This is a genomic window from Microvirga medicaginis (assembly GCF_052658925.1).
In genome coordinates this window covers 17,981-35,820 of record NZ_JBQWEL010000002.1, presented here as the reverse complement: position 1 = coordinate 35,820, position 17,840 = coordinate 17,981, and the positions used below count along the sequence as shown (strand labels likewise).

16 protein-coding genes are annotated in these 17,840 nt (G+C 62.8%); 6 read left to right on the top strand and 10 right to left on the bottom strand.

Annotation, left to right across the window (positions count from 1 at the left end; genetic code table 11):
• Positions 1–18 precede the first annotated feature (18 nt).
• Both ACUXUR_RS03245 and ACUXUR_RS03240 read left to right on the top strand, forming a co-directional pair.
• Positions 19–1,134 (top strand): succinylglutamate desuccinylase/aspartoacylase family protein, encoded by a 1,116-nt coding sequence (locus ACUXUR_RS03245; protein WP_445500909.1) that lies wholly within the window; start codon positions 19–21, stop codon positions 1,132–1,134.
• Positions 1,135–1,551: 417 nt separating this feature from the next.
• On the top strand, positions 1,552–3,135 hold the full coding sequence (locus ACUXUR_RS03240) for a peptide chain release factor 3 (RefSeq protein ID WP_445500908.1): 1,584 nt from the start codon (positions 1,552–1,554) through the stop codon (positions 3,133–3,135).
• A 26-nt stretch (positions 3,136–3,161) separates the two neighbouring features.
• On the opposite strand, the gene ACUXUR_RS03235 is transcribed toward ACUXUR_RS03240, so the two are convergent.
• From ACUXUR_RS03235 to ACUXUR_RS03210, 6 genes are all read right to left on the bottom strand, one after another.
• Positions 3,162–4,631: a PAS domain-containing sensor histidine kinase gene (locus ACUXUR_RS03235; protein WP_445500907.1), complete on the bottom strand. Its 1,470-nt coding sequence runs from the start codon at positions 4,629–4,631 to the stop codon at positions 3,162–3,164.
• A 148-nt stretch (positions 4,632–4,779) separates the two neighbouring features.
• Complete coding sequence (locus ACUXUR_RS03230; protein WP_445500906.1) at positions 4,780–5,682, bottom strand: sugar kinase; 903 nt, start codon at positions 5,680–5,682, stop codon at positions 4,780–4,782.
• Positions 5,683–5,952: 270 nt separating this feature from the next.
• Positions 5,953–6,867, bottom strand: a complete 915-nt coding sequence (locus ACUXUR_RS03225; RefSeq protein ID WP_445500905.1) for an N-acetylglucosamine kinase — start codon at positions 6,865–6,867, stop codon at positions 5,953–5,955.
• A gap of 59 nt (positions 6,868–6,926) precedes the next feature.
• Positions 6,927–7,820 (bottom strand): N-acetylmuramic acid 6-phosphate etherase, encoded by an 894-nt coding sequence (locus tag ACUXUR_RS03220; RefSeq protein WP_445500904.1) that lies wholly within the window; start codon positions 7,818–7,820, stop codon positions 6,927–6,929.
• 102 nt (positions 7,821–7,922) lie between these two features.
• A complete protein-coding gene (locus ACUXUR_RS03215; protein ID WP_445500903.1) occupies positions 7,923–8,948 on the bottom strand; it encodes a serine hydrolase domain-containing protein in 1,026 nt (341 codons plus the stop codon).
• A gap of 3 nt (positions 8,949–8,951) precedes the next feature.
• A complete protein-coding gene (locus tag ACUXUR_RS03210) occupies positions 8,952–10,049 on the bottom strand; it encodes an anhydro-N-acetylmuramic acid kinase (protein ID WP_445500902.1) in 1,098 nt (365 codons plus the stop codon).
• A gap of 140 nt (positions 10,050–10,189) precedes the next feature.
• Here ACUXUR_RS03210 and ACUXUR_RS03205 point away from each other — a divergent pair, with 140 nt between their 5' ends.
• The 4 genes from ACUXUR_RS03205 (at position 10,190) to ACUXUR_RS03190 (ending at position 13,974) form a co-directional block, all read left to right on the top strand.
• Complete coding sequence (locus ACUXUR_RS03205) at positions 10,190–11,689, top strand: ABC transporter substrate-binding protein (protein ID WP_445500901.1); 1,500 nt, start codon at positions 10,190–10,192, stop codon at positions 11,687–11,689.
• 66 nt (positions 11,690–11,755) lie between these two features.
• On the top strand, positions 11,756–12,703 hold the full coding sequence (locus ACUXUR_RS03200) for an ABC transporter permease (protein ID WP_445500900.1): 948 nt from the start codon (positions 11,756–11,758) through the stop codon (positions 12,701–12,703).
• A gap of 3 nt (positions 12,704–12,706) precedes the next feature.
• On the top strand, positions 12,707–13,531 hold the full coding sequence (locus ACUXUR_RS03195) for an ABC transporter permease (protein ID WP_445500899.1): 825 nt from the start codon (positions 12,707–12,709) through the stop codon (positions 13,529–13,531).
• Positions 13,528–13,974, top strand: a complete 447-nt coding sequence (locus ACUXUR_RS03190; protein ID WP_445500898.1) for a GNAT family N-acetyltransferase — start codon at positions 13,528–13,530, stop codon at positions 13,972–13,974. Before ACUXUR_RS03195 ends, ACUXUR_RS03190 begins: the two co-directional genes overlap by 4 nt.
• On the opposite strand, the gene nagA is transcribed toward ACUXUR_RS03190, so the two are convergent.
• From nagA to ACUXUR_RS03170, 4 genes are read right to left on the bottom strand one after another with little or no spacing between them, the layout of a single operon-like run.
• A complete protein-coding gene (nagA, locus tag ACUXUR_RS03185; protein ID WP_445500897.1) occupies positions 13,971–15,107 on the bottom strand; it encodes an N-acetylglucosamine-6-phosphate deacetylase in 1,137 nt (378 codons plus the stop codon). The two genes, ACUXUR_RS03190 and nagA, sit on opposite strands and share 4 nt — an antisense overlap.
• Positions 15,107–16,156, bottom strand: coding sequence for an SIS domain-containing protein (locus ACUXUR_RS03180; RefSeq protein ID WP_445500896.1), 1,050 nt, complete (start codon positions 16,154–16,156; stop codon positions 15,107–15,109). The genes nagA and ACUXUR_RS03180 overlap by 1 nt, the downstream gene beginning before the upstream one ends.
• The gene (locus ACUXUR_RS03175) at positions 16,143–16,925 is read right to left on the bottom strand and encodes a GntR family transcriptional regulator (protein WP_445500895.1); all 783 of its coding nucleotides are present in this window, start codon (positions 16,923–16,925) and stop codon (positions 16,143–16,145) included. The genes ACUXUR_RS03180 and ACUXUR_RS03175 overlap by 14 nt, the downstream gene beginning before the upstream one ends.
• Complete coding sequence (locus tag ACUXUR_RS03170; RefSeq protein WP_445500894.1) at positions 16,922–17,803, bottom strand: glucosamine kinase nucleotide-binding domain-containing protein; 882 nt, start codon at positions 17,801–17,803, stop codon at positions 16,922–16,924. Before ACUXUR_RS03170 ends, ACUXUR_RS03175 begins: the two co-directional genes overlap by 4 nt.
• Positions 17,804–17,840 lie beyond the last annotated feature (37 nt).

Sequence of the window (17,840 nt, the reverse complement as noted above, 5' to 3'; positions counted from 1 at the left end):
CGACGCCCTTCGCTCATCATGAAAACAGAACAGATCGCCCTTTCGCCGCTTGCTCCCGGTGCCAGCCTGTCGCTGACGGTCCATCGCTTCGGTCAAGAAGGCGCGCGCCCGCGCGTCTACGTGCAGGCCTCTCTCCATGCGGACGAGATCCCCGGCATGATCGCGGCCCACCATCTGCGCAAGCGGCTTGTCGCGCTCGAAGCCGAAGGCAAGATCAAGGGCGAGATCATCCTCGTGCCGAGCGCCAATCCCATCGGCCTCGCGCAGCGCGTTCTCGGCGACCATATCGGACGCTTCAATCTCGCGGACGGCCTCAACTTCAACCGCGGCTACCCTTATCTCGTGCCCAAGGTGGCCGAGCGGATCGAGGGAAAGCTCACGGCTGACGCAGACAGCAATGTCCGTCTGATCCGCGAAGCCCTGCGCGCCGAGCTCGACGCCTGGGAGACGGGCAATCCGGCGGAGGTGATGAAGAAGGCGCTGCTTAGCCTCGCCATCGAGGCCGATATCGTGCTCGACCTGCATTGCGACGCGGAGGCCGTGGAGCATCTCTACACCCACACCGGCTCGGAAGACGAGTTCGCGCCGCTCTCCGCGCTCATCGGCGCGCAGGCTTATCTTTTGGCGGACGAATCGGGAGACGACCCGTTCGATGAGGCCTGCAGCCGCCCCTGGGGCGAGCTCGCCGCCCGCTTCAAGGATCATCCGATCCCCTTCGGCTGCCACTCCACGACCCTCGAATTCCGCGGCGAGCGGGATGTGAGCCACGAGCTCGCCCGGCGCGATGCGGCGGCGCTCATCGCCTACATGATCCTGCGCGGCGTCATTGCCGGCGAGGCCCCTCAGATCCCGTCGCCCTGCTGCCAGCCGACGCCGCTGGCGGCCTCCGAGCCGGTCCCCTCACCGGCGACCGGGATCGTGGTCTTCCAGGCTGAAGTGGGGAGCCGGGTGAAAGCGGGCGACGTCATCGCCGATATCGTGGACCCGCATAGCGGCACCGTCACCCAGGCGAAGGCCCCTTGCGACGGCGTGGTCTTCGCCCGGATCGCCCTTCGCTTCGTCACCGAGGGCACGCGTCTCGCCAAGGTGGCCGGCACCACGGCCAAGCGAACGGGCAAGCTGCTCAGCGCTTGATCCAGACAGCACGAGACGTTTCACCACGTCATGGCCGGGCTTGTCCCGGCCATCCACGTCTTATGAACCACACCGTCGAAAGACGTGGATCCCCGACCCAAGGCCGGGGATGACGGGGAGGGTGGCAAGGAGCGATCAAGCAAAAAAGAAAGGCCGCCCTTCAAGAGCGGCCTTTCCATTGTCGGTTCCACAGCCCGGCTGAAAGCCGGCCTTGGTCGTGCGTTACGCACTGATCTCGGCAGAGGCCAAGATCCAGGTCACGGCAACCGGGGACCGTAGGGTATGACAATGAGACACTGGATCACCTCCTTTCGCTGTTGACGGGAAACCCCCATATGGGGTCAGAAGAGAGCCACGAAAGGGCAAAGCGCTGCGGCGTTCTGTCCCCCATTGCGTCGACCAAGAACCTTGAGAGCCATGACCGACCTTCCGGCCCCTGTGGGCCGCCGCCGAACCTTTGCCATCATCTCCCACCCCGACGCGGGTAAGACCACGCTCACCGAGAAGCTGCTGCTCTTCGGAGGCGCGATCCAGCTCGCCGGCGAGGTGAAGGCCAAGAAGAACCGCGTCTCGACCCGCTCCGACTGGATGGGCATCGAGAAGGAGCGCGGCATCTCCGTCGTGACCTCGGTCATGACCTTCGAATACGGCGGCTGCGTCTTCAATCTGCTCGACACGCCGGGCCACGAGGACTTCTCGGAGGACACCTACCGCACGCTGACGGCGGTGGACTCGGCCATCATGGTGATCGACGCCGCGAAGGGCATCGAGGCGCGCACGCGCAAGCTCTTCGAAGTGTGCCGCATGCGCGACATTCCCATCGTGACCTTCGTCAACAAGATGGACCGCGAGGCGCGCAGCCCCTTCGACCTGCTCGACGAGATCGAGAAGACGCTGGCCCTCGACACCGCGCCGGTCACCTGGCCGATCAGCCAGGGCAAGAGCTTCGCCGGCACCTTCGATCTGCGCCGCAACGTCGTGCGCCGCATCGACACGGATGAAGAGTTGATGCCCGTCATCGGACCCGACGATCCGAAGCTCCTGAGCCTGCTGCCCCCGGAAGAGGCGGAGGCCTGGCAGGAAGAGGCGATGCTGGCGCAGGAAGCCTGCAAGCCGTTCAATCTCGGCGCATTCCGCGAAGGCCATCTCACGCCCGTGTTCTTCGGCTCGGCTCTGCGCAATTTCGGCGTGCGCGACCTCATCGATGCGTTGGCCGAACATGCGCCGCCGCCGCGCGGCCAGGAGGCCGACAAGCGTCTCGTGGAAGCGGGCGAGAGCCGCATGACCGGCTTCGTGTTCAAGATCCAGGCCAACATGGATCCGAACCACCGCGACCGCATCGCCTTCATGCGCATCTGCTCCGGCAAGCTCCAGCGCGGCATGAAGGCGAAACTCGTGCGCACGGGCAAGCCCATGAGCCTCAACACGCCGCAATTCTTCTTCGCGCAGGACCGCGCGATCGCGGACGAGGCCTGGGCCGGCGACGTGGTGGGCATTCCGAACCACGGCACGCTGCGCATCGGCGATACGCTGACCGAAGGCGAGGACATCGTGTTCCGTGGCGTGCCGAGCTTCGCGCCCGAAATCCTGCGCCGCATCAAGCTGCAGGATGCGATGAAGGCAAAGAAGCTGCGCGAGGCGCTGCAGCAGATGGCGGAGGAGGGCGTCGTTCAGCTCTTCATTCCGCAGGACGGTTCCGGTGCCATCGTCGGCGTCGTCGGCGCGCTGCAGCTCGATGTGCTGAAAGAACGCCTCAGCGCCGAATACGGTCTGCCGATCGACTACGAGCCGACGCGCTTTTCGATCTGCCGCTGGATCACGGCGGACGATCAGCGAGAGCTCGACAAGTTCATCGAGAGCCACCTGTCATCCATGGCGCGCGATCTCGATGAGGCGCCCGTGTTCATGGCGGCGAACGCCTTCAACCTGCAATATGAGATGGATCGATACAAATCGATCCGGTTCTCGGATGTGAAGGATTACCAAAAGAAGGCGGCTTAGTAGCCGCCTTTTTTCATCCGTTCTGTTCATCGGAGGAGGTGCGGGAGCGGCACGCGCAGCTCGACGTGCAAACCTTCTCGCTGCCAGTCATAAACGATCTCGCCTTCAAGCTGATCCGTCACGCTCTTGCGAGCCAAGTGAGATCCGAAGCCGCTGGTATCCGGCGGGCGCTCGATCGCAGGGCCATCTCTTTCCCGCCAGGACAGAAACACGGTCTCTCCATCGTGCCAGCAGGTGATCGTGAGATGGCCGTTCGCCGTGGAGAGGGCGCCGTATTTCGAAGCATTGGTCGCAAGCTCGTGCAGAACGAGCGTCAGGCTTGTGGCAGATTTTTCGCCGGCCGAAATGGGCGCACAATCGATCAGAATTCGATCCGGAAGGCCGAGATCCTGATGCGGAGCCAGAATGGTTTCGGCAATCGCGGCGACCGATGTTTCGCGCTGACGCGGGATGTCTTCGGCAAGCGCGGGGTGAATGAGTTCGTGGGCCCTGGCGAGGGCCTGCAGACGACCATGCAAGGATGCGGCCATCTCTGACGGAGATGTGGCCGCTCGCGCCGTCATGCTCACCATGGCACTGGCCATGGCGAAGAGATTCTTCACCCGGTGGTCGAGCTCCTTCGCAAGAAGGCGGCGCGCCTCTTCATTCGTGCGGCGCTCGGTAATGTCGAGAATCGTGCCGAGCAGGCGGGCTGCCTGCGGTCTGCCGTTCACTGTCTCATAGAGCATGCGGCCCCGGCTGCTGATCCAGCGAACATCTCCATCGGGGCGGACGATCCGGTATTCGATCTGCAGCTTGCCCATCGAAGCAGGATCGACGAGGGAGCCGACTTTCTCGACGACCCAGTCCCGGTCATCGGGATGAATGGACGAAACCCAGAGTTCGTGGGTGAGAGGTTCATCGGCACCGATGCCAAAGATTTCCCTCTGGCGATCCGACCAATAGATGACGCCGGTTTCGGCGATCCATTCCCATAGACCTAACTCGGTGGCTTCGACGGCAAGAGCAAGACGCTTGCTGTTGATGGCGCCTTCCTGCGCCCGCCGGTCGGCCTCAAGAGTGGCATTCACCCGCAGGGTCACGTCAATGCCGAGCGACAGGACCCCGCTGAGCCGATTGTCCGCATCCCGCACGGGAAGGAACGTGATGTCCCAGAAGGTTGTCTCCCCCATCGCGTCGGGACCAAAGGGGATGCTCGTGATCTGAGAAGGTTGGCCGGTTTTGAGAACAAATTGTCGCGGAGCCCGTGTCTGCTCGGTGTAACGGTCGCCGAGAGCTTCACGGAGCGGTTTGCCGACCAAGTCGCCTGAAAGCGCGAGAGCCGATCGGAAGATCTTGTTGGCGAGCGCGTAACGGTGCTCGTGACCGAGGGTCAGGCAGATGGCAAGCGGCGCATTCTCCAGAAGACTGGAGAGGAACTCATAGCTCAGCCCTGCCGCCCCCGGTCCGAGCCGTATCTCGTCGAGGCCATGTGTCCAGGCTCTGAAGGAGCTCACGCCGGTATCCCATGAACCCATCAACTGCGGTATGCAGCGACCTGGATTCGATTGTAACCGGCATGCGTTACTTTGTAACTAACTTTGTTGCATATCCGACCGGATCAGGAAGCCGCGGCGCGTTTTGCGGCCTCCTGGAATCCCATCATCATGCCGCAAGCTTACGTTCCGAGAACTGAACTTGCGTCTCCTCGACCTCCTTCAGGCTCGGAAGGCTTGCCTCGTTGCCGAGATGCTGAATGGCGTGGGCAGAGGCCGCACGAGCGAAGATGAAATGCTCGCGCCAGGGCAGCTCGGGGCGTGCCATCGCAGAGTAGACGTACGAACCGTGGAAGATGTCGCCCGCGCCGTTGGTGTCCACCACGAGCGAGGCGGGAATGTCGAGTGCCGGCAGAACGCTTTCCGTGCCTTTCTCGTCGTACCAGAGCATGCCGCGCTCACCCATGGTCACGCCGCCGATCTTGCAGCCGCGGCCCTTCAGATAGGCGAGCATCTCACCGGGGCTCAGGTTCATCTGCTCGCAGAGACGCTCGGCCACGATGGCGACATCGATGAACTCGAGAAGCTCATGCGTGTTGGAGCGCAGGCCGCCGCCGTCGAGAGAGGTGAGAATGCCCGCTTCGCGGCAGGTCTTGGCGTAATGCATCGCCGCATCGGCCTGGTGGCCGTCGAGATGAAGCGCGCGGCAGCCCTGCAGGTTCAGCGGCGGCACGGGATGCAGGTAATGGTCGTCGCGGCAGCGCACGATGGCGCGCTTTCCGCCGCGCGGCATGATGAAGGAGAGCGAGGATTCCTTCACTTTCCGGTGATGAACCGAGATGCCGTATTTCGCAGCCATGTCGATGAACATGCGACCCAGCCAGTCGTCGGCGATCGAGGTCAGAAGGTCGGGGGCAATGCCGAGCTTGGCGCAGGCGAAGGCGGCGGTCACCGCATTGCCGCCGAAGGAAATGGCGTAATCTCGCGCGACGGTTTTCTCGTCCCCCGTGGGGAGTTCATCCGCCAGGAAAGTGACATCAATATAGGTCTGGCCTACGAAAAGAGCTTGCATGGCTTCAACAACAGTCTCGGTCCGAATGGAGACGAAGTCTTGGACGAGACCGGGGCAATAGGCAAGCCTCGCCATAAGCTTGGCCGGAGGCTTTCCGTCGGGCAGAGCCGCTCTCCTCCTCGTTATGGCCGAGCTCATCCCGGCCCGACTGGAAAGACGCCGCGCTACGAATCGGGATCACCGGCACAAGGCCGGCGATGACGTCGAGTGAGCCATCCCACAGTGGCCTGCGTCGTAGCGAAGAGAAGAGATGATCCCACGCGAGTGGAATTAGCCCTGGACTTTGCTCAACGTGGCCGCGAGCCTCGCCGCCGTCATGGCGGCATCCAGATCGGTGGTGATGAACTCGACCGGGGCGATGAGATCCTGGCGGAAGGCGTTCGCCACGATGGGATGGAGCCGCGAGCCGCCGCCCGCCAGGGCCACGGGGCGGGGGCCCACGCGCTTGGTCAGGCAATTGGCGAGACGCGCAAGCTCCTCGCCCGCTTCGCGCAGGATCCGCAGGGCGGTCTTGTCATCGGCTTTCGCCGCCTCGCCGACGGCCTGCGCGAGGGAGCCGATCTTGCCCCTGTCGCCGCCATAGACGTAAGAGCGCACGAGGTTCCAATCGGTGCCGCCGAGAGCTCTGGCGAGACATTGGCCGAGGGTCGTGGTCCAGCCTTTGCCCGGGCTTTCCTCTTCCTTCCGCAGAACCGTCTTCAGGGCTTCGCGGGCGATCCAGAAGCCCGAACCGCCATCGTCGATCAGGTTGCCGCGCCCGCCGACACGGATCACTTCCTTGTTCTCGGAGAGGTAATAGCCAATGGAGCCCGTGCCGCTATAGACGAGAATGCCTTCTCCCAGAGCGAAATAGGACAGATAGGCGATCCACATGTCCTCGGCGACGAAAACCTTGTCCTGAGGTAGCTCGAAGATCTCCGCGAAGAGGGAGCGCATCTTCGCCTCCGCGGGCGTGTCGCGGGTGAGACCCGTGATGCCCGCGATGATGCCCAGCGGCTTGCCCATTCGCGCCACTTCTTGAGCCATGTCGAGGATGATCTGGCGGGCTCTCTCTTCCGCGGCAGCCGAGAACAGATGGCCTGTCAGCGGCTCGGATTTGCCCTGCGCAACACACTGGCCTTGATCATCGGCCAGGCGCCACCGGGTCGCCGTTCCGCCTGCGTCGATGCCAAGCCCCAATGCCATGACGCCAATCTCGCCCCTTCTGCTGCTCGTTTTAAGCGAGCGTCTTACTTCTTTGACTCTTACTTCTTCGCCTTGGAAAAGTCTGCCAGGGCTTCGCGCAAATTACCATCGCTGCGCTCGAGCGCGCCCTTGGCCTGCTGTGGGCTAGCGCCCATGGCGATCAGAACGGCGGTCTTCAGGTCCCCTCCGGCTTGGAGAATTGCATCCGTCGCCGTCGCCTCGTCGCAATCGGTGATCTGCATCACCATCACTTCGCTGCGGCGACGCAGCTTCGCATTCGTCGCGCGCATATTCACCATGAGCCCACGATAGACGCGGCCCATGCGCACCATGATAAGCGAGGAGAGAAGGTTCAGAATCACCTTCTGCGCCGTGCCGGCCTTCATGCGGGTCGATCCCGCGATCACCTCCTCGCCCGTGTCGGCGAGAATCGGGTAAGAGCAGGCTTCGAGAATGGGCGCATCCGCATTGTTGGAGATGCCGATGGTCTGCGCGCCGCGCATGGCGGCCTCCTTCAGCGCAGCGATGGTGAAGGGCGTTCTGCCGCTTGCAGCCACGCCGATCACCACGTCGTTAGGCCCAATCTTGTTGTTGCGGATGCCGGCAATGCCTTCCTCGACAGAATCCTCGGCATTCTCCACCGCCCTCATGATGGCGCCCTCGCCGCCGGCGATGAGATAGACGAGCTTGTCGTCGGGCCAGTTGAAGGTGGGCGGGAGTTCCGTGCCGTCCTGAACGCCGATGCGGCCGGAGGTGCCGGCACCCACATAGACGAGACGCCCACCCCGGCGCAGGCGCGCCGCCGCCTCTTCCGCCGCCGTCGCGATGGCCGGAAGCGACGACCTCACGGCGGCCACCGCCGAGAGCTGTCCCTCATAAAAGGCTGTGAGGACATCGAGGCTGGACCAGGTGTCGAGATCCTGGAAGCGGGTACTGAAATGTTCTGTCGCCATTATGCCAACTTTCTTCCAGACCAATATAGGACCAGTTGGCCTGTCCAGCAATCGATGGCGGTGGCCCTGAAGGCCCACGTCACCATCTTTTTGCGGGCATCCTTAAAACCGGGTCTGGCCGTCGAACAACGCGATGACCAGCTCGCCCGTTGCACGGCGAAGACTTAAGATTCCGCTGTCCTTATGGCGGGAGGGGTGCACCCGGTTGGTCAGGAGCGACCAGGCGAGACCGCGCTCGAAATCGAGCCAGAGTCCTGTGCCGGTAAAACCCGTATGGCCGATGGTGGCGGGAGAGCAGGCATCGCCCCCATGCCAGCCCGAATAAACCCCCTCCCAGCCCACGGTGCGCTTTTCCGATTCGCGGGTGCGAATGGCCTTGAGCGAATCGGCTGAGAGAATTGAGCCTTCGAGAAGCCCGCGCGCAAAATCCAGAACACCGTCGATGGTGCCGAAGAGACCGGCATGACCGGACGCGCCGCCGAGCGCGAAGGCATTCTCGTCGTGCACCTCGCCGCGGATCACGCGACCGCGCCATGTGCAGCGCTCGGTGGCTGCGCAGAGGTGCGGGTCTGGGCGGAAGGAAAAGTTTTGAGGAAGCGGCTGGTCGATCAGCGGTTTTCCCGTGATGCGTTCGATCGCGATGCCGAGCAGCATGAAGTTGATGTCGGAATAGACCGGCGGCCCACTCTGCCACACACGCTGGAGAATGAAGGCGCGCAGCGTATTCGGATCCTGCCCGTAGGTGTAGAGCGGCTCGACCGCAGGCAGATGGGTTTGATGCGCCAGGCATTGCCGGAACGTGAGACGCCGCTCGGCCGCATTCATGTCGTATTGGCGCAGATCCGGAATGACCTTGATCAGCAGGTCGTCGAGCGCGATGCGACCTTCTTCCACAAAACGCAGAATCGTTGTGGTGGTGAAGATGACCTTCGTGAGCGATGCGAGATCGAACCATGTCTCGCGCGACAGGCTCTCCTCGTGCGGCTCGATCTGCGCATGGCCTTTCCAGCGCATATTGCGCTGCCCATCGGCGGTCACGATGCCGAGCACCGCTCCGGGGATATCGCCGCGGTCGATGGAAGATGCCGCAGGGGCGAAGGCTTGATCGATGATCGTGTCGAGAGACATGATTCAAGCTGCGCGATGCAGTTCGCCGCCGGGCATGGGATAGGGTACGCCCGTCGTGGTCGGAAGGCTCAATGGCAAACCGAGCGTCGACCTGACGGCGAGATAGCCGAAGGCCTGCGCCTCGAGAAAATCCCCGTTCCAGCCCACAGTTTCCACGGGGTCGACAGGAACGCCGAGCTGCTCGTGCAGGCGGCGCATGAAATGCGCATTGAGACGCCCGCCGCCAGTGACCAGCCAGCGCCGCGGCGCACGCGGCACGTGGCGGAGGGCTGCAACGACGGACTCGACGGTGAAGGCTGCCAGCGTTGCCGCGCCGTCTTCATCTGACAAGACCTCAACGCCTTTCGCGCGCGCATGAAAATCCTGACGGTCGAGGGATTTGGGGGCAGGGCGGTCGAAGAACGGATTGCTCATGAATTCCGCTACGAGCTTTTCATCCACCTTGCCGGAGGCCGCGAGCTTTCCGTTTTCGTCGAAACTCAAGCCGCGTCGGCGCAGGATAAAATCGTCGAGCAGAGCGCTCGCCGGCCCGGTGTCGAACGCAATCACCGTCTCGCCGTCGATATAGGTGACGTTTCCGACGCCGCCGAGATTGAGAATCATGATCGGTTGCGACAGCGAGCTCGCAAGCGCGCGATGATAGAGCGGCACGAAGGGTGCGCCTTCGCCGCCGGAGGCGACATCTGCGTGGCGGAAACGATTAACGGTGTCGACGCCAAGCTCCTGCGCGACCATGGCGCCGAGGCCGAGCTGACGCGTGAAACGGATCTCGGGCCGGTGATAGACCGTCTGGCCGTGAAAGCCGATAAGGTTCACGTCCTTCGACGTGATGCCCGTCTCTTCCATGAAACGACGGATGGCGTCGATATGCGCGCTCGTCACCGCTCGTTCGAGATCCTCCAGCGGCTCGCTCTGCGCGCGGGCAGGCTCTGCGATCAGCTCCTGGAGAGTCTGTCTCAAGTTAGCCGGGTAGGAGAAGGTGCGCCCGGGCCCCGGTTGGACGAAGGCCTCGCCATCCGTCTCCACGATGGACACATCGATGCCGTCCATCGACGTTCCGCTGATCACGCCAATGGCTTTGACGGGCGGGCGTTGGGGCATTGGTTCCTCCGGGATCAGGCTCAGGTGCCGGACCATAGCACAGGAAACCAAGTGGTCTAGAGTGGTATGAGATTGGACCATGACAGGTCCGGGCGGCTGGTCTATAAATTCCTGGCGGCTTCCAAGGGAGGACAAGACGCATGTTCAGGTCAGCACTGCGCAGCACATTGAGCGCAGGTTTCATGGTGGCCGCGATGGCCACCGCCTCGGCTCAGGTTCTGGAAATCGGCGCGGATCTCGGTCCCACCGGCCTCGACCCCCACCTCATCACCGCCTTTCCGAGCTTCATGGTGGTGAACGGCAACATTTATGAGGGCCTCACCGCCATCGACAGGGACCTGAAGATCATTCCGAGCCTTGCCGAATCCTGGACCGTCTCGGGCGATGGCAGGACCTATACCTTCAAGCTGCGCTCAGGGGTCAAATTCCACGACGGTTCAGCAATGGAGGCCGCGGACGTGGTGGCTTCCGTGAAGCGCCTGCTCAGCAAGGACATCGCTTCGCCTCTCGCCAGCCGCCTCTCTGCGGTCGAGAGCGCCAATGCCGTCGATGCGCAGACGGTCGAGCTGAAGCTCAAGGAGCCCTCGGCGGCTCTCCTCAGCTCACTTGCCACCATCGCCATCGTGCCGCGCTCCATGGAGACCAACAAGGACGCGCTCCAGAAGCAGCCTGTCGGCACCGGCCCGTTCAAGTTCCAGGAATGGCAGCCGAACGGCTATATCCTGCTCACCAAGAACGAGGCCTATTGGGAGAAGGGCCTGCCGAAGCTTTCGGGACTCAAGTTCAACATCGTGCCTGAATCCGCCACCCGCCAGGTCGGCCTGACCAACGGTCAATATGCGCTTCTACCGAACATCGATGCGGCGACCGCCCTGCAGCTCAAGGGCAAGCCGAACGTGAAGCTCGCCGAGACCATGGACCTCGCCTACACACTTATCGGCATGAACGTGTCGAAGCCGCCTTTCGATAACCCGAAGGTGCGCGAGGCGGTGAACTACGCGATCAACCGCAAGGAGATCGTGGAGGCGGCGCTCTTCGGCGCAGGCGTGCCGGGTGGCCCGCTCTCGCCGGCGCTCAAGTCCTGGGCGCTCGATGTGAAGGAGTTCGGCTGCTATGCGCATGATCCGGCGAAGGCGCAGGCGCTCCTGAAGGAAGCCGGTGTGGCGACTCCGGTTGCCGTGTCTATGAAGGTCCTGCCGCGCCAGGACATCAAGGACGTCGCGCAGGTCGTGCAGGAGCAATTAAACAAGGCAGGCTTCAAGGTTGAGCTGATCAACCAGGAGCAGGGCCAGTTCATTCAGGATTGGCGCAACAGCAACTTCGACATGTTCGCCTCGATCAATGCTGGCCAGCCCGATCCGGACGAGTATTTCTACCGCACCTTCCGCACGGGCGGTTCGACCAACGTGTTCAAGTACTCGGATGCGGAGATCGACAGTCTGCTCGACAAGGCGCGCACTCTGTCGGATCAGGCCGAGCGCAAGAAGGCCTATGATCAGGTGCAGAAGAAACTCGCCTGCTCGGGCCCCGTTGCGCATCTCACCTATGGCACGCTGTTCTCCGCCATGAACGACAAGCTCAAAGGCTATGACGTGATGCCGAACCGCTCGCTCATGATGCTGCGCAGCGCTTCCTACTAATCACTACCTGCGCCGGCGCGGCTTTTTGCATGCGCCGGCGCTCTCCTTTTTGAAGGGCTGGTCCTGATGAATCGAGTTCTGCTCGCGCGTCTCATCGACCTCGTTATCGTTCTCTTCGGCGTTTCGGTTATCGTGTTCCTGATGATCCGCCTGATCCCGGGCGATGCGGTTGCGATCATGCTGGGCGCGAATACCGAGATCACACCGGAGCGCATGGCGGAACTTAACCGGCGCGTTGGTCTCGACCGCCCGATCATCGAGCAGTATCTGCTCTGGGCTGGAGCAGCACTTCACGGCGACTTCGGCACCTCGCTCTGGACCGGTCGCCCGGTCGCAACCGAAATCTTCATACACCTCTGGCCGACGCTCGAGCTCACCTTCCTGGCGCTCGTCATGGGTGCGATTCTCGCGGTCCCCATCGGCTGTCTTATGGCGCAGACGCGCGGCGGTGCGGCTGATGTCGCCATGCGCATCGGCGCTATTGCAGGTCTCACGATCCCGTCCTTCTGGCTTGGGATCGTCATGATTCTTCTGCTCTCCGCCTGGGCGCCGAGTTTCGCATCGCTCGGCTATGTGCCGTTCTCTGAAGACCCTATCGGCAATCTTCAACGCATGCTGCTGCCGTCCATCGCTCTGGCTCTTCCGATCCTTGCCAATCTCTCACGCCTCGTGCGCTCGGCCATGCTTGATGCCCTGGGGCAGGATTACATCCGCACAGCCCGCGCCAAGGGCCTGCCGGAGCGGCGCGTGGTTTACAAGCATGCTCTGCGCAATGCACTCATCCCCTTTCTCACGAGCGTCGGCATCATGACCGGGTATCTCCTCGGCGGCGCCATCGTGGTGGAACAGGTATTCGCGATTCCGGGCCTCGGCCGATTGATCCTCGGCGCTATTGCCGAGCGCAACTATCCGCTGATTCAGGCGACGATCCTCGTCGTGACGGCAGGCTTTGTCATCGTGAACTTCCTGGTCGACTTCCTCTACATTCTCGTTGACCCGCGGGTGAGGGCCTGAGCCGTGCGATCTCTGACCAAGAACAAGCTCCTCACCTTCGCCGTGCTGCTGGTGGTGATCCAGATCGTCCTTGCCGTTGGCGCCCCACTCCTTGCGCCTTACGACCCGATGGCGCAGAGCGTGGCACGCCGCCTGAGAGGCCCGACCGAACTCAACTGGCTCGGCACCGATCAGCTGGGACGCGATGTTCTGACACGCATTCTCTATGGCTATCGCACGTCGCTCATCGCCTGCGTGCTTGCCGTCGGCATCGCCCTGCTCGCCGGCGGGACTCTTGGTCTGATGGCAGCCTATTATCGCGGCTGGCTCGACCGCATCATCATGCGCATCATGGACGTGCTCTTTGCTTTTCCGGTGATGCTGCTTGCCATCGGCATCATCGCCGCGCTGGGCCCTCATACCTACAGCGCGGCGGCAGCTATCGCGGTGGTCTATACGCCGATCTTCGCGCGGCTCCTGCGCGGTCCGGCGCTGGTTCTCTGCGAAAGCGAATTCGTGGCCGGAGCAAGGGCCATCGGCGCATCGGACGCGCGCATCATCTTCCTGCACATCCTGCCGAACCTGGCCTCCGTCATCCTCGTGCAGACGAGCCTTCTGCTCTCCGCCGCGATCCTGGTGGAGGCCTCGCTCTCGTTCCTTGGCCTCGGCACGCAACCGCCGACGCCCTCGCTCGGATTGATGCTCTCCGAAGGCCGCAACTTCCTCATGCTCTCGCCCTGGAGCGCGATCTTTGCCGGATTTGCAATCCTTTTCCTCTCATTCGGCTTCAATCTTCTCGGTGATGCCTTGCGTGACACCCTTGATCCGCGCCTGAGAGGTCAGTCGTGATCGTGCGGCCAGCGAGTGTTGAAGATATTCCGGCTCTGGCTGGGGTGGCCGAAAGATCTTACTGCGCAGCCTTCGCAACGATCCTCGAGCCGGAGGTGCTCGCAGCCCGCAATGCCGCCTTCTTCGCCGAGCGCTTCCGCTCATCGTATGAGCGCATGTTGCTTGCAGAGCAAAATGGCAAGATCGCCGGCTTCCTGCTGATGACCGATGGCCATATCGACATGCTTTTCATGGACCCTGCTGTCAGCGGGCAGGGGGGCGGGGCCCGGCTTCTCGACGCGGCGGAAGAGCGAGGTGGGACAAGCCTGGAGTGCTTCCGCGACAACCACGGAGCGCGCCGTTTCTATGAGCGCCACGGATGGCGCGTCACGCGTAACTATGAGCGCGAATTTGCGGGGCGCAATCGCAGTTTCGTCTTCTACGAGAAGGAGGCAGCGGCTTAAGAGAGGCTCTCGCCACCGATCCAGGTCTCCTGCACATGGAGGCCTTCGTCGAGCAGAACGAGGTCGGCGCGGAAGCCCGGAGCGATGCGTCCGAGTTCGCGATCCAATCTCAAGAAGGTTGCCGGCACCAGAGACGCCATGCGCAGCACGTCGGACAGGCTAAGGCCAAGCCGTTCCACAGAATTTCGCACGGCACTTGCCATGTCGAGGTCCGAGCCCGCGAGCGTTCCATCCTCCGTTGTGAGCCGGCCGTCCTTGCGATAGATCGTACGGCCATGGAGATCGAAACTCTTCATGTCCGTTCCGGTGACGGCCATGGCATCCGTCACGATCATCATTCGCTCAGTGCCTTTGGCGGCGATAGCCAGACGCAAGGATGCGTCGCTGACGTGATGGCCATCGACGATGAATCCGCACCACGTGTCGCGATTGTCGAGCGCAGCGCCTACCGGTCCTGGATCGCGTCCGGCGAGCGGCGGCATGGCATTATAGAGATGCGTGAAGCCCCGGAGACCATGGCGGATCGCTTCTGTCACCGTGTCGTAATCGCTTGCCGTATGGCCTGCACAGACGAGAACGCCCGCAGCGGCCAGCTTGGCGATGGTTTCCATGCTGTTGCGCTCAGGAGCCAGCGTCACAAGAGTGCAGCCATCTTTCAGAGAGCGCAGCATATCGAGATCTTCTTCCTCCATCGCCCTGATGAAAGACGGGTTGTGCACGCCTTTCCGTTCAGGGCTGATGAAAGGGCCTTCGATGTGGATGCCGAGCACGCCTGGGATGCGCATGAAGAGCGCTGATCGCATGGCCTCGACAGCCTCTGCCATCTTCTCTCGCGTATCGGTGATGAAGGTGGGCAGAAGACCTGTGGTGCCGTATCTGCGATGCGCGGCGGCGATGGTCTTGAGACCTTCCACACTGCGCATATCGTTGAACAGCACGCCGCCACCGCCATTCACCTGCACGTCAATGAAGCCTGGCGCAAGCAGACCTGCCACCGCACGTCGGCGGATCCCGGCGCCGAGATCCCGCTCTTGCGGGACGGCAATGATGCGGCCGTTCTCGATGACGACGGCGCGGCCTTCGAGCATATGCGTGCCATCGAAGACGCGGGCACCTGTCAGGGCAATCGGCATCAAACCGTCTCCGTCACTTTGCGCAGGCGCGGTGGGTTGTCCGGATTGCGGCCGCGCGCCAGGGCAATGGCATTCACGAGGGGATAGAAGCTCTGGATCATGGCGATCGGAGCAAGGTAGGGGTGCACATTCTCGACTGAGGGCAGCAGGACGGTCGCAGGCCCTTCGGCTGCACCCGCGACGACGACAGGAACGCCCTGTTCGTTGAGCTTGGTGACGAGATCATTCACACCGCTCAGGGTCTCGTCGCGCTGGCTCAAGACAAGGATGGGGAAGTGATCGCCTGCCAGGGTCCATGGACCATGCATGAGCTCGGCTGCACTCATGGCTTCTGCATGAACGCCTGACGTCTCCTTCAGCTTGAGTGCCGCTTCCTGTGCGACGGCGAAACCGACACCGCGCCCGACGACGAAGAGATTGTTGGCTTGAGACAGTTCAGGAAGCGCCGCCGACCAGTCGATGTCAGCAGCCTTGGCGAGGATATCCGGCAAGGTATCGAGGGCTGCAAGCAGCTCCTGGTCCTGCGACCAGTGCGCCACCAGCTGGAAGCCTGCGGCGAGCGCTGCGATGAATGACTTTGTCGCCGCAACACTTTTTTCTGGCCCCGCATGGAGCGGCAGCACGACCTCGCAGGTCGAGGCCAGGGGCGATGTGGTGTCATTGACGAGAGCCACCGTCAATGCGCCATCGTCGCGGCCGGCCTGCGCAAGATTGAGAATATCCGGGCTGCGGCCCGATTGCGAGACGGCGAGAAACAACGCATCGCGCATGCGAGGGCGAGCCTCATACACCGATGTCACGGAGGGGCCTACAGAGGCGGTGACGAGACCTGAATGAATCTCGAGCAGGTATTTGACGAAGGTCGCAGCATTGTCCGAGCTGCCGCGCGCGCAGGTGACGGCAAACGGCGGGGGGGACCGACGAAGGCGCTCGCCGAGGTCACGGCACAGGGCCGCATTGCTGGCGAGCAGGCGCGCCACCACCTGCGGAGCTTCGCGGGCCTCGCTCAACATGGCGGTCATGGAAGGATTCGAATCAGGCATCATCATGTGGCATCCGCTCGGGCGGGCTGATGGTCAGCTCGGCCACGAAATCATAGGCATCGCCCCGGTAATAGGACGAGGTGAACTCGACGACTTCGCCCGTAGCCGTGAACGAGCGGCGCTCGATGTAAAGGGCAGGGCTCTGGGGTGGAACGTGGAGCAGGGTCGCCTGTTCCTCGTTCAGCAGCACCGCATGAAGCCGCTGCAGGGCGCGGGTCGGCATATAACCTTGTTCATGCAGCGCAGCGTAAAGCGATTGCTTCACCAAGCTGGGGTCCGGCAGGAAGCGGGACGGGATCACCGCATGTTCGATGGCCATGGGAATGTCGTTGGCCATGCGCAAACGATTGACGCGGCTCACGCTTTCGCCGGGAGAGAGGCCCAGCGCCATGAGCTCATCGGGCGAAGCCTGGCCAGTGGAGCGGTTCAACAGAATGGCGGAAGATTGCAGACCTCGCGCGGACATATCGTCCGTGAAGCTCGACAGACGCGAGAGCGGCTGTTCCAGGCGCATCTGCGACGCGATGAAGGTGCCCGACCCCCAGCGCTGAACGAGCACGCCCTTCTTCACCAGCCCGGTAATGGCCTTGCGCACGGTTACGCGCGAGATGCCGAGTTGCTTGGCGAGATCGCGCTCGCCGGGAAGGGCGTCGTCTGCTTTCAGCGAGCCTTTGCGGACAGCATCCTCGATGGATTGCTGAAGCTGGAGATAGAGCGGCGTGGGATTGGTCTCATCCAGCGGAAGAGCAAGAGCTGGAGTGGCGTGGTCACTCATGGCTGCCTCCGCGACGAGGCCTTCCGCCCCAGAAGAATGGCCCCATCCAAGGCATCCGCCTGAGGCGGCACGATCGTTTGCTGAACCGGCGGCGGCAGCCAGGGCCTCAAAGGCTCCGCCAAGCCGCCGAACAGGCACAGGGCCGGTGCGCCGAGTTCGAGCAGGCGCGTCGCGATGCGCGTGGCGCCCGCAGCTGAAGCCTCAACTAAGGCGATGCCCAGCGGATCGCACCGGTTGGCATATTCGAACACCAGCGGCGCATAGCGGGCATAGTCGCCGGGGCGTGCATTGCCGACCCAATCAACCAGCACTTCGAGATCGTTGCTGAATTCGGCCAGAAGGGCGTCGGAGAGAGGGGTGGAAGGGATCCGCCCGTCGTGCGCCCAGACGCAGCGGCGCAGGAGATCGCGCCCCAGGGCGGCTCCGCTGCCTTCGTCGGAAATCTCGAAGCCCCAGCCGCCGACGTAGCGGCACTGTCCGCCAACGCCGCCGTAGCCGCAGGAGCCCGTGCCCAGAATCAGGATGGCGCCATCGCCACCATTGAAGGCGCCAAGCCAAGCGGTGTGCGCATCCGTATCGATGGTGAAAGAGGCGAAGGGGGAGGGGCGGGAGAGAAGCCGCTCGACGGCGCTTGCCTGCCCTGCGCCAGCCGCCCCCATGCCGGCATGGATTGTCTTGAGATCATCTTCCTGCAATCCGGCTTGGGCCAGCGCTTCACGGCAGGCCGTCAGAATGGAATTCCAGACCAGATCGGGATCGAGGCGAATATTCGATGGGCCACCCGTTCCTTCTCCCAGCAAGGCGCCATCGGCATCTCGAAGCCGCGCCCGGCATTTCGTCCCGCCGCTATCGATGCCGAGGAAAAGGGGATTATTCATGGGAAAAGGAGTTCTCAGGGTCGCGAGCCATCAAACC

What these genes read in the sequence shown, in the direction of transcription:
- ACUXUR_RS03200 (WP_445500900.1), top strand. Translation starts at nt 11,756, where the DNA reads ATGAATCGAGTTCTGCTCGCGCGTCTCATCGACCTCGTTATCGTTCTC.
- ACUXUR_RS03245 (WP_445500909.1), top strand. Translation starts at nt 19, where the DNA reads ATGAAAACAGAACAGATCGCCCTTTCGCCGCTTGCTCCCGGTGCCAGC.
- ACUXUR_RS03180 (WP_445500896.1), bottom strand. Translation starts at nt 16,156, where the DNA reads ATGATGATGCCTGATTCGAATCCTTCCATGACCGCCATGTTGAGCGAG.
- ACUXUR_RS03225 (WP_445500905.1), bottom strand. Translation starts at nt 6,867, where the DNA reads ATGGCATTGGGGCTTGGCATCGACGCAGGCGGAACGGCGACCCGGTGG.
- ACUXUR_RS03175 (WP_445500895.1), bottom strand. Translation starts at nt 16,925, where the DNA reads ATGAGTGACCACGCCACTCCAGCTCTTGCTCTTCCGCTGGATGAGACC.
- nagA (WP_445500897.1), bottom strand. Translation starts at nt 15,107, where the DNA reads ATGCCGATTGCCCTGACAGGTGCCCGCGTCTTCGATGGCACGCATATG.
- ACUXUR_RS03230 (WP_445500906.1), bottom strand. Translation starts at nt 5,682, where the DNA reads ATGCAAGCTCTTTTCGTAGGCCAGACCTATATTGATGTCACTTTCCTG.
- ACUXUR_RS03240 (WP_445500908.1), top strand. Translation starts at nt 1,552, where the DNA reads ATGACCGACCTTCCGGCCCCTGTGGGCCGCCGCCGAACCTTTGCCATC.
- ACUXUR_RS03170 (WP_445500894.1), bottom strand. Translation starts at nt 17,803, where the DNA reads ATGAATAATCCCCTTTTCCTCGGCATCGATAGCGGCGGGACGAAATGC.
- ACUXUR_RS03210 (WP_445500902.1), bottom strand. Translation starts at nt 10,049, where the DNA reads ATGCCCCAACGCCCGCCCGTCAAAGCCATTGGCGTGATCAGCGGAACG.
- ACUXUR_RS03205 (WP_445500901.1), top strand. Translation starts at nt 10,190, where the DNA reads ATGTTCAGGTCAGCACTGCGCAGCACATTGAGCGCAGGTTTCATGGTG.
- ACUXUR_RS03215 (WP_445500903.1), bottom strand. Translation starts at nt 8,948, where the DNA reads ATGTCTCTCGACACGATCATCGATCAAGCCTTCGCCCCTGCGGCATCT.
- ACUXUR_RS03220 (WP_445500904.1), bottom strand. Translation starts at nt 7,820, where the DNA reads ATGGCGACAGAACATTTCAGTACCCGCTTCCAGGATCTCGACACCTGG.